Annotated in this window: 14 protein-coding genes; 3 read left to right on the top strand and 11 right to left on the bottom strand. The window is 67.9% G+C overall.

The genetic code is table 11. The features are described 5' to 3' along the window. Nucleotides 1-90: 90 nt before the first annotated feature. Nucleotides 91-933 carry a phosphotransferase gene (locus ACIBG5_RS05920; protein ID WP_396390359.1) on the top strand — a complete coding sequence of 281 codons (843 nt, stop codon included), beginning with the start codon at nucleotides 91-93 and terminating at the stop codon, nucleotides 931-933. A gap of 150 nt (nucleotides 934-1083) precedes the next feature. On the opposite strand, the gene ACIBG5_RS05915 is transcribed toward ACIBG5_RS05920, so the two are convergent. The 10 genes from ACIBG5_RS05915 to ACIBG5_RS05870 form a co-directional block, all read right to left on the bottom strand. Then, nucleotides 1084-2139 carry a Gfo/Idh/MocA family protein gene (locus ACIBG5_RS05915; protein WP_396390358.1) on the bottom strand — a complete coding sequence of 352 codons (1056 nt, stop codon included), beginning with the start codon at nucleotides 2137-2139 and terminating at the stop codon, nucleotides 1084-1086. A gap of 1 nt (nucleotide 2140) precedes the next feature. Further along, nucleotides 2141-2983 carry a sugar phosphate isomerase/epimerase family protein gene (locus ACIBG5_RS05910; RefSeq protein WP_396390357.1) on the bottom strand — a complete coding sequence of 281 codons (843 nt, stop codon included), beginning with the start codon at nucleotides 2981-2983 and terminating at the stop codon, nucleotides 2141-2143. Continuing rightward, on the bottom strand, nucleotides 2980-4140 hold the full coding sequence (locus tag ACIBG5_RS05905) for an ROK family protein (protein WP_396390356.1): 1161 nt from the start codon (nucleotides 4138-4140) through the stop codon (nucleotides 2980-2982). Before ACIBG5_RS05905 ends, ACIBG5_RS05910 begins: the two co-directional genes overlap by 4 nt. An 89-nt stretch (nucleotides 4141-4229) precedes the next feature. Continuing rightward, the gene (locus ACIBG5_RS05900) at nucleotides 4230-4907 is read right to left on the bottom strand and encodes a YidC/Oxa1 family membrane protein insertase (protein WP_396390354.1); all 678 of its coding nucleotides are present in this window, start codon (nucleotides 4905-4907) and stop codon (nucleotides 4230-4232) included. A 45-nt stretch (nucleotides 4908-4952) separates the two neighbouring features. Next, nucleotides 4953-5219, bottom strand: a complete 267-nt coding sequence (locus ACIBG5_RS05895; RefSeq protein ID WP_396390353.1) for a DUF6412 domain-containing protein — start codon at nucleotides 5217-5219, stop codon at nucleotides 4953-4955. Then, on the bottom strand, nucleotides 5219-6538 hold the full coding sequence (locus ACIBG5_RS05890) for an RNA polymerase sigma factor (protein WP_393389367.1): 1320 nt from the start codon (nucleotides 6536-6538) through the stop codon (nucleotides 5219-5221). Before ACIBG5_RS05890 ends, ACIBG5_RS05895 begins: the two co-directional genes overlap by 1 nt. A gap of 273 nt (nucleotides 6539-6811) precedes the next feature. After that, nucleotides 6812-7432 (bottom strand): HhH-GPD-type base excision DNA repair protein, encoded by a 621-nt coding sequence (locus ACIBG5_RS05885; RefSeq protein ID WP_360445922.1) that lies wholly within the window; start codon nucleotides 7430-7432, stop codon nucleotides 6812-6814. 1 nt (nucleotide 7433) lies between these two features. Continuing rightward, the gene (locus tag ACIBG5_RS05880) at nucleotides 7434-7847 is read right to left on the bottom strand and encodes a universal stress protein (RefSeq protein ID WP_131515653.1); all 414 of its coding nucleotides are present in this window, start codon (nucleotides 7845-7847) and stop codon (nucleotides 7434-7436) included. A 379-nt stretch (nucleotides 7848-8226) separates the two neighbouring features. Continuing rightward, a complete protein-coding gene (locus ACIBG5_RS05875; RefSeq protein ID WP_396390352.1) occupies nucleotides 8227-9705 on the bottom strand; it encodes a glutamate--cysteine ligase in 1479 nt (492 codons plus the stop codon). 245 nt (nucleotides 9706-9950) lie between these two features. Then, a complete protein-coding gene (locus ACIBG5_RS05870; protein WP_396390351.1) occupies nucleotides 9951-10730 on the bottom strand; it encodes an MBL fold metallo-hydrolase in 780 nt (259 codons plus the stop codon). Between the two features lie 18 nt (nucleotides 10731-10748). On the opposite strand from ACIBG5_RS05870, the gene ACIBG5_RS05865 reads away from it, so the two are divergent. After that, nucleotides 10749-12104: a DNA polymerase IV gene (locus ACIBG5_RS05865; RefSeq protein WP_396390350.1), complete on the top strand. Its 1356-nt coding sequence runs from the start codon at nucleotides 10749-10751 to the stop codon at nucleotides 12102-12104. A 19-nt stretch (nucleotides 12105-12123) separates the two neighbouring features. Here the strand turns inward: ACIBG5_RS05865 and ddaH are convergent, their stop codons facing one another. Then, entirely contained in the window at nucleotides 12124-12885 is a 762-nt protein-coding gene (gene ddaH, locus ACIBG5_RS05860; protein ID WP_396390349.1) for a dimethylargininase, read from the bottom strand. Nucleotides 12886-12954: 69 nt separating this feature from the next. On the opposite strand from ddaH, the gene ACIBG5_RS05855 reads away from it, so the two are divergent. After that, nucleotides 12955-13464 (top strand): hemerythrin domain-containing protein, encoded by a 510-nt coding sequence (locus ACIBG5_RS05855; RefSeq protein WP_396390348.1) that lies wholly within the window; start codon nucleotides 12955-12957, stop codon nucleotides 13462-13464. The last annotated feature ends 1 nt before the right edge of the window (nucleotide 13465 follow it).

The raw sequence follows: 13465 nt of genomic DNA, 5'->3' as shown, positions 1-13465 counted from the left end.
CATCCAGGTGAACGGCCTCAGCGAAAGTCCGGTGAACGCCACGCCGAGGATCGGGTAGCGTGTCCGGCTGGCTCCGGGTGGAGCCTTCACATGGGACTACGAACTGGGGGCGCCATGCAGACGTGGACGGAAGACGGCGAAGAGATCCCACTGACCGGTGGTGACGTGACCGAGGGGCTCGTCCGCGTCGGCGACACCGTACGGCGTCCGCCCGGTGAGCGGCCCGAAATGGTCCGGGACCTGCTGCGGCACCTGGAGTCGGTCGGGTTCGACGGCGCCCCGCGCTTCCTTGGGATCGACTCCGCCGGCCGCGAGGTGCTCAGCTACATCGACGGTGAGGTCGCCGGCCGGCCGCAGCCCGGCTGGATGGCCGACGAGGAGCGCATGACCTCGGTCGCTCGACTGGTCCGCGCGTACCACGACGCGGTCGAGGGATTCGGGATCCCTACCGACCTGCCGGCGCCGATCGAGGCGCCCGGCCTGCCCGAGCTCGATGATCCGCTGGAGCTGGTCGGCCATCAGGACATCACTCCGGACAACGTCGTGTTCCGCGACGGTCGCGCGTACGCGCTGATCGACTTCGACTTCGCCCGCCCGGTCAGTCGGGCCCGTGAGCTGGTGAACCTCATGTTGTGGTGGGCGCCGTTCGGCGACGACGCTGACCTCGACCCGGCCCAGCGAGGGCTCGATCGCCCACGCCGGTGCCGGCTGATCGCCGACGCGTACGGGCTGTCGTTGCCTGACCGTCACCGCCTGATGGATCTCTCGTCCGCACTCAACGAGCGGGGCTGGCACAACATGAAGTACCGCGCGGAGACGCTGGGGGGCGGCTGGCAGCGGATGTGGAGCGAAGGCGTCGGCGACTCGATCAAGCACCGTCAGGTGTGGCTGGACGACAACGCCGACTCCATCACCGCGGCCCTGCTCAGTTAAAGCAGGGCCGCAGGATCAGTGCACAACCGCCGGGGTCTCGTCGGAGGAGCCGACCTCCGGGCCGGCGCCGAAGAGGGCTTCAGCTACGGCCTCAACCGGATCCTCGACGGTCTCGAGGCCCGGTTGGGTCGTAGCTGAAGCCGGTCCCGCTCAGCGGGTGATGGCTACCTCGGACCCGTTCCGGGCGGACTCGTAGATCGCGGTCAGGATGCGGGCCATCTCGAGACCCTGCTCCGCCGTGGCGTCGGCCGGAATCTCCCGGCGGCAGATCTGCAGGAAGTGGTCGATCTGGTTGGCGAACCCGACCGTGAAGTCGAACCCGAGCGAATCGATCTGCGGCTGGATGTGCAACAGGGTGTCGTGCCGCTCGGTGATCATCAGCAGCTCGGGCTCGATCTCCGCGCCGCCCTTGTCGCCGTGGATCTTCACACTCGTCGAGTTGCGCGCGTGCAGCGAGTACGACGTGTCCACGTCGAGAACCGCCCCGTTCTCGAACCGGACCTGCGCGGTCGCGTAGTCCTCGACGTTGTTCACCCGGGTCTCCGACGCGGCCCGGTACCGGGTCAGATGCTTGATGTTGTCCCGAGCACCCAGCTGCGAGAAGGTCGCGCCCGACACCGACACCGGTGCAGGCATCCCCATCAGGTACCAGCACAGGTCGATGATGTGGACACCCAGGTCGATCAGCGGGCCACCGCCCGAGACCGTCACGTCACCGAACCAGCCACCGGGGTTGCCGGCGGCACGAATGATCGTCGCCCGCGCGGCGTAGATGTCGCCGAACTCGCCCTCGTCCAGGAACCGCTTGGTGACCAGGGCGTTCGGAGCGAAACGGCGTACGTAGCCGATCTGCAGGGCCTGCCCGGTCTCCTTGGTCGCCTGGACCAGCGCCTCGGCCTCGGCGACGTTCACGGACATCGGCTTCTCGACCAGCACGTCCTTGCCGGCCCGCAACGCCGCCTCGGCGAACTTGGCGTGCAGGAAGTTCGGCACGCAGATGCTCACCGCGTCGACCTCGGGATCGGACAGGATCTCGTCGACGACATCCGTCGCCTTCGGTACGCCGAACTTGTCGGCCTGTGCCTTGGCGCGGGTCCGGTCGATGTCGCACACGGCGACCAGCTCGGCCTGCGGATTCTTCTGGTACGAGATCAGGTGCTGGGTGGCGATGGAGCCCACCCCGATCACAGCAATGCGAGTCGTCATGTCAGGCAGCTCCAGCCAGTCCGAGAATGTTGTTGAGCGAGCGCTCGATGGCGTTCGGAGTCGACTCCAGGCCCTCGAACTCGAGGCTCACATGGAGTTCGGGCCTGGTCCCGACCAGCGCGAGCAGGCCCGCCAGGTCCAGATCTCCGTGCCCCGCGATCGTGCCGAGCAGGTAGTCGCCGGCCAGTGTCTTCAGCCAGCCATCCCCCGCCGATCGGCGGATGTGGAAGTCCTTCACGCCCACGATGGCCGCGATGTCGATCAGTCCGGCGGCGGTCTTGCCGGGCACCTCGCCGACGCAGAGTCCGTTGCCGAGGTCCAGCGTGACCCGGAAGTTCGGGCGATCCACGGCGTGCACCAGCCGGGCCAGCCGGTCGCTCCCGTTCATGAAGAAGCCGTGGTTCTCGATCGTCGACACGATGCCCAGCTCGGCGGCGTGGTCGGCGACCGCACGGCAGCCTTCGACGACCTTCTCGAACGTCGACTCGAACTCCCCCGGGTCCTGCTCGCGCCACGACCACGGGGCGACGTCGTGACGGAAGATGCGAGCTCCGAACCGGTGCGCGACATCCAGCTGCCGGCGGAGGCGGTCGATCTCCTTGTCCTCCGCTGTCCGCAGGTCGCCGCTGACCAGATAGTTCACGATCGGTACGCCGATGTCGCCGGCGTGCGCGGCCGCATCACGGACCACACCGTCGTTCTCCAGGTAGTACTCGCCGTCCATGGCGGCGATCTCCAGATGCCCCGCGGGTGACGACGCGACCCAATCCAGGACTGCGATCAGGTCCATCTCGCCGCTGGCCATGAGGCTGCGAAAGCAGTACGAGCTGACTCCTAGCTTCACTTGCTGGTCCTCTCCAGGTCGTGAGTGATCCGGCGCCACGGACTCGGGTAGTCGTGAACGCCGTAGATGCGTGTACTGAACTGGTCGAACGCTGTGCCGACCGCCCCGAGCACCACGGCCTCGCGGCCGAGGGCCGAGGCGACGAACGGTGGGCGCTCGGGGAAGAGCAACTCCCTCTCGACCGCGGCCTCGAGCGAACGAAGCAGCACGGCACTGTCATGCGCGGGTCCACCCCGCACGACCACGATCTCGGGATCGACGACCAGCAACACCGTGGCGATGCGTCCGGCGATCTGCGCACAGAAGTCGTCGATCTCCGCCTGGGCGTCCGCGTCGCCGGCAGCCGCCGCGCTCAGCACGGCCTCACCGGTCGGATGTGACGTCCAGATCAGCTGGCCTCGGTCCGCGTTGCGCGTCCAGCGCATGCCTCGCTGCGCGCCGAGCTCGCCGGCCAGGCGGTGGCGCCCTTGCCGAATGACGCCGTTCAGGACGATCGACACGGACAGCCGATGGCCGATCTGGAGATAGACGACATCGGAGTACCCGCGTCCCGCGCCCCCGCGCTGCTCGGCGAGTGCGGCCAGCTTGATGTCGTTGTCGATGGCAACCGGACGGCCGAGGTCCTGCGATACGGTCTCCGCGATCGGCAGGCCGACCAGTTCAGGGAGTGCGAGACTGGCGCGCAGGTGACCGTTCGCCTCGACCACACCGGGGAGAGCGAGTCCGACCGCACGAAGGCGTCCGAGATCGAGCGAGCTCTCGGCCGCCGCGGCGTGAATCGCGCTCCGAATTGACGAGATCTCAGCGGGCCGGTCCCGCTTCAGCTCGGTGTAGCCCAGTCGGCGGCCGGACAGGTCGCAGATGATGGCTCGCACCCCGCGCGGGCCCAGGTCCACTCCGGCAACGAGTCCCGCCTCCCGGGCGAACCGGAACGCACGCGCAGGCCGCCCCGGCCCCACGATCGACGCATCGGTGGGCACAACCAGACCAGCCTCGACGAGATCGTCGAGCACGGCGTGCACCGTGGGTCGCGAGAGTCCGGTCTCCGCGCTGATGACGCCGACGGTTTGCGCGTCGTCGGCGTCGGCCAGCGCGCGCAGACAGGCGACCTGATTGGCCGATCGCTCCGCCTGAGCGGCTCCTCGTACAGTGTCCATCGACCCCAACTTATTATGCAACCGGCTTTATTAAAGACGGTATCAGAATCAGTCGACAGGTGGCAACCAACTGTTGCTCAAGGCAACCGTCAGCGCTGCAGGATCGTGCGTTCGACGACGGTCCAGGTCGTCGTGGTGAGCAGGTAGAGCCCTGCGGCGAGCGGGAGGAAGGCGGCACTCAGCAGCGTGCCGAAGGGCAGGATCCGGGCGAGCCGGCGGGACAGGGGCGTCGCGGTCTCGTCGAGTTGGCGAAGCTGCAAGCGGGCCGAGAACCAGGCGACGACTCCCAGCAGTACGGCGAGCACGAGGAAGGCCGGCGTACCGGTGAGGACCGGCCAGTGCAGGCCGAGCGGTGCGCCGAGGAGGCTGCCGCTGATCAGTTGGTTCGACTCCCCCGCCACCATCGCCCGGGAGAACAGCGTGTACATCAGCCAGAAGAAGGGCAGCTGCGCGAGCGTCGGCAGCAGACCGGCGAAGACCGACGTACCGGATTCTGCTTGCAGCTTGGCGAGCTCGCGTTGGAGACGCTCGGGATCACCGCGGTGACGTTCGCTGAGCTTCTTCAGCTGAGGCATCAGTTCGGCGCGAGCACGCAACCCGCGATGCGCCCGCACGCTGAGTGGAACCAGACACAGCCGTACGACGAGGGTGCAGACGACGATCGCGATCACAGCGGCAGAGCTGCCGGCGAGCGGTTCGATTGCGGTGACGAGGGACGTGAGCAAGTGATAGGCACCGGCGACCGGTGCCTCCAGGAAGGAAGGCACAGCACAACTCCACGAGTGAGAAGGAACGGGTAGCGAGGAAGAGCGCTACCGTCCCGGTGCTCGTGGACGTGGCCTGCCCGCCGCGTCGGGATCGCGGAGAGACAGATAAGCAGTACGCCGGGCGTTGGCCCGGGTGGCGCTGACGCGCGCCGGCAGCGGCGAGGCGACCGGGCCCCGCGCCGACGAGCGCGCCACCAGGAGCAGAGTGAACAGCAAGGCCGCCGCCGTGAAGACGGCGGCGGCCAGAGTTGCCGTGTCGAGGACAGGCATCACCAGCGCGAGTACGCCGGCGAGTGCCTGACCCATCGTCATCAGTCCAGGTAGTCCCGCAGGACCTGCGAGCGGGACGGGTGGCGCAGCTTCGACATCGTCTTGGACTCGATCTGCCGGATCCGCTCGCGGGTGACGCCGTACACCTTGCCGATCTCGTCCAGCGTCTTCGGCTGGCCGTCGGTCAGGCCGAAGCGCATCGAGACCACACCGGCCTCGCGCTCGGACAGGGTGTCCAGCACCGCGTGCAACTGCTCCTGGAGCAAGGTGAACGAGACGGCCTCGGCCGGCACGATCGCCTCGGAGTCCTCGATCAGGTCGCCGAACTCGGAGTCGCCGTCCTCACCCAGTGGCGTGTGCAGCGAGATCGGCTCACGGCCGTACTTCTGCACCTCGATGACCTTCTCCGGGGTCATGTCGAGCTCCTTGGCGAGCTCTTCCGGAGTGGGTTCGCGACCGAGGTCCTGCAGCATCTGCCGCTGCACCCGGGCCAGCTTGTTGATCACCTCGACCATGTGCACCGGGATACGGATCGTCCGCGCCTGGTCGGCCATCGCGCGGGTGATCGCCTGCCGGATCCACCAGGTGGCGTAGGTCGAGAACTTGTAGCCCTTGGTGTAGTCGAACTTCTCGACCGCGCGGATCAGACCGAGGTTGCCCTCCTGGATCAGGTCCAGGAACAGCATGCCGCGGCCGGTGTAGCGCTTGGCCAACGACACCACCAGGCGCAGGTTGGCCTCGAGCAGGTGGTTCTTGGCCCGGCGGCCGTCCTCGGAGATCCAGTCGTACTCGTCGCGGACCTTCTCCTTCAGCTTGGCGGCCTCATCGCCGAGCTGCTCCTCGGCGAACAGGCCGGCCTCGATCCGCTTGGCGAGCTCGACCTCCTGCTCGGCGTTCAGCAGCGGGACCTTGCCGATCTGCTTCAGGTAGTCCTTGACCGGGTCGGCGGTGGCCCCGGCCACCATCACCTGCTGCTCGGGCTCGTCGGTCTCGTCGGCCTCGGAGACGACGAAGCCCTCGTCCTCGGTCAGCTCCTTCTCCAGCGGCTTCACCGCGTCCGGGCTGAAGTCGGCCTCATCGACATCGTCCAGCGAGCGCGGCTTGCCGGTCTTGGGGTCGATCGCCAGACCAGCTTCGGAGACGGCCTTCTTCGCCGGCGCTTTCTTCGCGGCGGCCTTCTTCGCGGGGATACCGTCCTCCTTGGTGCCGGCGGCAGACTTGGCCGCGGCCTTCTTCACTGCCGCCTTCTTGGCTGCAGGCTCGGTCACTCGGGCGCTGGTCCTCGGAGCCGTGCTGCGGGCGGTGGCGGCCACGGCCCGGGCTGACTCGGCGGGAAGATTCTCGGACGAGCTGGACGACACGAATTACCTCTCGTCTGACGCAGGGTTTGTACGGCGGTACGACGTTGTGTTGGTGCTGGTGGTGCCACGTACTCAGGGTGCTCTTGGGTATGACTGTGTGCGGCTGCTCGCTGGTCAGGCGGCGGCAACACTCCATTGTAATCCGCGAACCAAGCCCGGGCGCGCCACGACCCCCCGATCGGCGCGCTCAGGCCCCCGCCGGGCGGGTATCCCCGCTCCGGTGGAGGCCTGGTCGGTATCGCCGTCGAACAGTGCGTTTGCGGTCGTCCGTTCTCAGCCGTTCCGGGTCTGCCGCAGTGGACGGGCCACCACGCGTTGCCGGACCAACTGCTGCTCCTGCTTGAACTGTCTCACCTTCACCAAAGACGCCACGTCGATCACGTCCGCGACGGACTTGTACGCGCCGTCCTCGCCGTACGGCTCGGATGCCTCGCGCCAGCCCCGCGGCCGGACCTTGAGTTGCTTGCCGAGCAGCGCGACGAAGATCTTCGCCTTCTGCGCGCCGAAGCCCGGCAGGGCCGACAACCTGGCCAGCAGGTCGTCCCCTGACTTCACATCGGACCAGAGGCCCGAAGCGTTACCGCCGTACTCCTCGTCCAGGTGCTTGGCCAGCGTCTGGATCCGGGCCGCCATCGCGGTCGGGAACCGATGCACGGCCGGCGGACCGGCCACCACCTCGACGAACGCGTCCGGGTCGTAGTGCGCCACCGTGGACGGATCGAAGGGGCCATCCATCCGCTTGGCGATCGCGACCGGTCCCGCGAACGCGCGCTCCATCGGAATCTGCTGGTCCAGCAACATGCCCACCAGCAGGGCGAAAGGATCTCTGCTCAGCATCTCGTCGGCGTCGGGCTGCTGTGCGAGGCACAGCTTCTTGCTGCGTGTCGAAGTCACCTCAGTCCTCCCCTTCGTCGGCCTTTACGGCCAGCACCGGACACGGAGCGTCGAGCAGCACCCGCTGGGCATTGCTGCCGAGAATGAGCTTGCCGACCGGGGACCGGCGCCGAAGCCCGATCACGATGAACTCGGCATGCACCTGCTCGGCGACGGCCACCAGGTCCTCCGCCGGGTCGAGTCCACGCACCAGTTGCCGCACCTCGTAAGGCACACCGGTCGGGTCGAGTTGCTCACGTACCTCCGTCAACGCGGCGTCGCTCGCCGCGGCCTCATCGCTGTCGAAACTGCGCCCACCCCGGTGTGAGTTGACCACCACCAGCTTGGCGTCGCGAAGCGTCGCCTCTTCGGCCGCTCGCCGCAGGGCCGCACGGCCCTCAGCCTTCGGCACGTAACCCACGACGATGGTCGTCATCGCCCTGCCTCACCTCCGGGTGTCGTGTCGACCCGTCTCGAACGATACTGCTCCCGACCGTGGTCGGCATCCGCTGGATTTACACCAGCTGTGTCGCGGCCGTGACGGACGGCTGATCGTCGCGCGGGTAGTACTCCACCACCGCCCCGGCCGCCGATGTGGCAGCCGCGCCGGTGCCCGAGTACTACCCGCGAGAAGACTGTCTAACCTTCCGGTGGCCACACCCTTGCAGGGGTGTCACCCGACGCGCCACCCCTGTAGTCCGGGTCGTTATCGAACTCGTCCACCCAGTTGCCTTGGGCAAGGTCGCAGCGGTTCCGCCGGAGGGACCTCAGTTCCGCCCACACTGTCCGACGTTGTCGGAAAACAACTAACCGGTTCAGTCCACAGGCCACTCGTGCACAGGCGTGTTCTCGTGCATGTGATCGCGGTAGCGATGGAGCATTCCGCGCAGCGCGTCGCGCCGTCCGTACGATCCCTTTGTATACAGTCGGTGAAACTCGTCGGCCTGCCACGACGCACCGTTGCGGTTGGTCAGGCACCGCTGCTCGATGATTCCCAGCAGCCGATCACGCACCGCGGCGTCGACGCCCCAGGCGTCCAGACCGCGGGAAGCCAACGGGAGCAGGCGTCTGAGCACAAGCTCGGTCGCCCGCGCGGTCCCGACGCCCGGCCAGAAGACCTCCGCGTCGATGCCGTGCCGCGCCGCTGCGTGGAAGTTCTCCTCCGCCGCGCTGAACGACATCTGTGACCAGATCGGCCGTTCGTCGTCGGCCAGTGCGCGGACCAGGCCGAAGTAGAACGCCCCGTTCGCGATCGTGTCGACCACGGTCGGGCCGGCCGGCAGCACGCGGTTCTCCACCCGCAGATGCGGCTTCTCCCGGACAACGTCGTACACGGGCCGGTTCCAGCGATAGATCGTCCCGTTGTGCAGCCGCAACTCCGAAAGAGCTGGGGTGTCGCCGCGATCGAGAACGGCGATCGGATCCTCGTCGGAGGTGACCGGCAAAAGCGCCGGGTAGTAGCGGGAGTTCTCCTCGAACAGGTCGAAGATCGAGGTGATCCATCGTTCACCGAACCACACCCGCGGCCGGACGCCCTGCGTCTTCAACTCGTGGGTGCGGGTATCGGCGGCCTGCTCGAACAATGCGATCCGCGTTTCCCGCAATAGCTCCTTACCGAACAGGAACGGCGAGTTCGCACCCACGGCCAGCTGGACGCCGGAGATCGCCTGGGCCGCGTTCCAGTACCGCGGGAACGCGTCCGGTGTCACCTGCAGATGAAACTGCGTCGACGTACACGCGGCCTCGGGCACGATGCTGTCCGCGGTCACCTGCAACCGCTCGATGCCGTCGATCCCGATCTGCACGTCCTCGCCGCGGGCGGCGAAGATCTGGTCGTTGAGCAAGGCGTAGCGCGGGTTCGTGCTCAGCGCCTCGCGATGGATGTGCTCGGTCAGCAGCGTCGGCAGGATCCCGACCACCACCATCGACGAGCCGGTCCGGGCCGCCTTCTCCTCGGCCGCGTTCAGGCTGTCGCGGATGCTCGACTCCATCGTGTCCAGGCCGATGCCGTCGATCTGCCCGGGCGGAACGTTGATCTCGATGTTGAACTGGCCGAGTTCGGTCTGGAACGCGTCGTCCTCGATCGCGCTCAGCACCTCGGAGTTCTTGAACGCCGGATCGCACTTCTCGTCGACCAGGTTCAACTCGATCTCGATCCCCGTCATCGGCCGGTCCGGCGCGAACCGGGCCTCGCGCAGCATCCGCGCGAAGGCGTCGAGATTGCGATGGACCTGGTTGCGGAACGCCGTCCGATCCGCCCGGGTGAATTCGACCCGGTCGACTTCCTCGCCCATCTGCGCCTCCCCTGGTGGCTACTGGCCTCAGGCCGTGTCCGGTGATCCCGCGCCGTAGCGAGCAGGTGCTCGGTGCGGTGCATCGGCGTGCTGGAGCGAAGGTCTCGATGCGGAGCATCGTGGCCTTTGCGCCAGTGCGGCGAGGTGCCGTGCCGAGTGCCGCGCAGTAGGCGGGGGATTACCGGACATGGCCTTAGTGTGCCTGAAGGGTGCCCACCTGTGTGAGACGCAATCGCGTGGTGGAGTCAGACCGGATAGACGATGAAGTGATCGCGCACGATGCGGACCGGCTCCGGGCCGGCCTCGTCGAGGACCTGGGCCAGCTCCGTCAGTACGCCGGGATCGAGCGGCAACTCGTGCTCATCCGGATGCTTGTCGGCGCCCATCTCGAAGTCGCGGCCGGGCTCCCGGGTCAGCTCGATGTGCGCTCCCAGGATCTCCTCGACCGGATTGCCCGCGGCAACGAACCCGGCCAGCCGGGCCACACTCGCCCGGAACGCGGGCCAGTCGAAGACGTACAGCCGGCCGGGGTACAGCGAGTCGCCGCTGAACAGCACCTTCGACGTCCGGTCGTAGACGGCGATGTGCGACGCGTGGTGCCCCGGGATCGGGATGATGTCGAGCACCCGGTCGCCGAGATCGAGCTGGACCACCTCGTTCGGCCAGTCGGCGATCCCGAAGTACGCCGCCACGTCCTCGGCCGTCCTGCCGACGACCTGGTCGAACTCGTCGTCGCCACCGACATGGTCGCCGTGGCTGTGGGTGTGCGCGACGATCAGCTCCTGACCGGACAGCAGGCTCTCCACCACCGGCCGCAGCTTGGCGTCACCGGTCCCCGTGTCGAGAAGCAGGGCACGTTCGGTGCCGAGCAGCAGGTAGATGAACGGTCCTTCGAAACTGGTCCGAAGCGACTGGCGGATGATCGCCGTGCGTTGGTCGTACCAGTGGATCTGGTGTTCTGGGCTGGCCGGGTCGGTGCCGTCGTCCCAGTGCGCGGGGAATGTCATTCCAGAATTGTCGGTCATGCCAGGGAGACTGGTGCCGTGCGAGGGGATCCGTCGGTGCTGCATGTCGACCTGGACGCGTTCTACGCGGCGGTCGAGCAGCGCGACAAGCCGTCGTTGCGGGGCAAGCCTGTCGTGGTCGGTGGCGTCGGCGTGCGCGGTGTCGTCTCGACCGCGTCGTACGAGGCCCGCAAGTACGGCGTGCGCTCCGCGATGTCGACTGCGGAAGCGCGATCGCGCTGTCCGCACGCGGCGTACCTCGGTCCACGTTTCGAGGTGTACCGGCGGAGCAGCCACGCGGTGATGGCCGAGATGCGGGCGTTGTCGCCGCTGGTCGAGCCGTTGTCGCTCGACGAGGCGTTCATCGATCTGTCCGCGTCCGGGCTGACCGGGCTCACCGTCGAGGACGTGCAGGCGATCGCCCTGGATCTCAAGGCCGCGATCCGGAAGGCGAGCGGCGGCCTGACCGCATCGGTCGGCGCCGGTACGTCGAAGCTGATCGCGAAGATCGCCAGTGACCTGGACAAGCCCGACGGAGTGGTCGTCGTGCCGGCCGGGACAGAGGCGGAGTTCCTCGCGCCGATGCAGGTCACCGTGATCCCCGGTGTCGGGCCGGCGACCGCGCAGCGGCTCAGTATGGCCGGCGTGCGGACCGTCGCCGACCTCCAGCAACTCGACGAGGACGAGTTGATCCGTCAGGTGGGCTCCGCGCACGGCAGCAGCCTGTACCGGCTGGCGATCGCGGCCGACGACCGCCCGGTGGTGAGCGACCGGGAGACCAAGTCGGTCAGCGTCGAGGACACCTTCGAGACCGACATCATCGACCGCTCGCTGCTGGCCGCGATCGGCGACCGGATGGCGCACCGCGTCTCCGAGCGGCTGCAGAAGGCGCAGCTCTCCGGCCGCACAGTCACGGTCAAGACGCGGATGCACGACTTCACCACGCACACGCGATCGTCCACGCTGGCCGGGCCGACCGACGACGCCCGGGTGATCGCGCGAGTCGCGCGACGACTGCTCGACGACAGCGAGATCGGCGGCGGGATCCGCCTGCTCGGTGTGGGCGTCTCCTCGCTCGCGGACTGGATCCAGGACGACCTCTTCACCGAGAGCGAGTACGCCGACGCCCCGGTCGAGGTGGTCGAGTTGCCGGAGCGCCCGCGCGACCAGATCGGGTTCTACCCGGGTCAGGACGTCGCTCATCCCGACTATGGGCGCGGCTGGGTCTGGGGCTCGGGCCGCGGACGCGTGACCGTGCGGTTCGAGACCGCGGACACACCGCCGGGTCCGGTCCGGACCTTCGCGGTCGACGACCCGGCCTTGACAAGAGTTGTTACCGGCTCGGCGGAAGGAGACGACGAACCCGAAACGGGTCAGAACGGGTTGAATGAATGAGGAACGGCGAGGCCGCTACTCACCGCCGAAGACGCACCGACAGGCACGTGACACAGCCTTCGAGCTTCTCGAACTCGCTGATGTCGACGACGACCGGCGTGTAGCCGAACTGCTCGAGCAGCTTCGCGGACTCCGGCGCCGAGGCAGCCATCAGCAGGCGCCCCTCCCCCAGCAGTACGACGTGCGACCCGGCTTCCTCAGGCATCGGGCGGAACGACTCGAACGCCTGGGGGTCGTCGACGAGCGGCTCATAGCCGATGACGGTCCCGTCCGGTAGCGCGGTGACCGCGGACTTGAGGTGCAACACCTTCCGCACCGGCACGGCGCGGACCTCGGCTCCCAAAGGCGCAAAGGCCTCGCGGAGTTGCCGGATGCCCTCGTCGTTCGTGCGGCCGCCTTGGCCGGCGTACACGGTCGAGCCGATCTTGAGGATGTCGCCGCCGTCGAGCGTGCCGGGCTCGGTGATGTGGGTGATGCGGTAGCCCTGCGCCGCAACGGTGCGCTCGGCTTCGGCTGCCTCGGGTCGTCGCTCGTCCGCGCCTGATCGGGCGATCACCGCGAGGTCGCCGTACACCACCATCGTGTCCTCGACGAAGACGCCGTCCGGGCACTCGTCGCTCGCCGGCACCTCGATCGTGGTCCAGCCGTGCGCGTCGAGGGCGTCGACGTACCGCTGCCACTGGCGTACGGCGAGGTCCGCGTCGACCGGGGTGCGTCGGATGTGGGTGACCAGGCCCTCGGCGAGGCGCGGGCTGGGGCGTCGGACCAGGGCAGACGGCATCTGTGCAGGTTAACCGGTGCCGGCCTGGGTACCGGCCGGGCTGACGCTTCTAGATGTGGAGGGCAACCGATGCCGAAGATCCTGCCGGCGACCGGCGGCGATGTGGTCGAGATCATCCTGGCGGACCACCGGTGGTTCGAGGAGGCGCTGCGTGAACTGCGGGACGTGCGCAGCGATCGGTCCGCCGTACTGGCTGACCTGGCGACGGTGCTGATCGCGCACGCGGAGGCGGAGGAGTCGAAGGTCTACCCGACGCTGCGGCGCAAGGATGCCATCGACGCCGACGAGGTCGAGCACTCCGAACACGAGCACGACGAAGGCAACGCGGCGCTGCTCGCTCTGATGGAGGTCGACGACACCGGCAGCGAGAAGTTCAGCGAGAACCTACACGAGTTGTCCGAGGCGCTCACGCACCACCTGGGCGAGGAGGAACGCGACGTCCTCAACCCCGCCCGCACCGACGTGTCCGAGGAAACCCGGCGCAACCTCGGCGACGCCTTCGCCGAAGAACGCGCCCGCCTGATCGAGTCCGGCTGCGGCCACATCACCAACGTCCGCAAGATCGTCGAGAGTGCCTGAG

It is taken from the genome of Kribbella sp. NPDC050241 (assembly GCF_044459685.1).
In the GTDB taxonomy this organism is placed as follows: Bacteria; Actinomycetota; Actinomycetes; order Propionibacteriales; family Kribbellaceae; genus Kribbella.
This window is presented reverse-complemented; position numbering and strand designations above follow the sequence as displayed.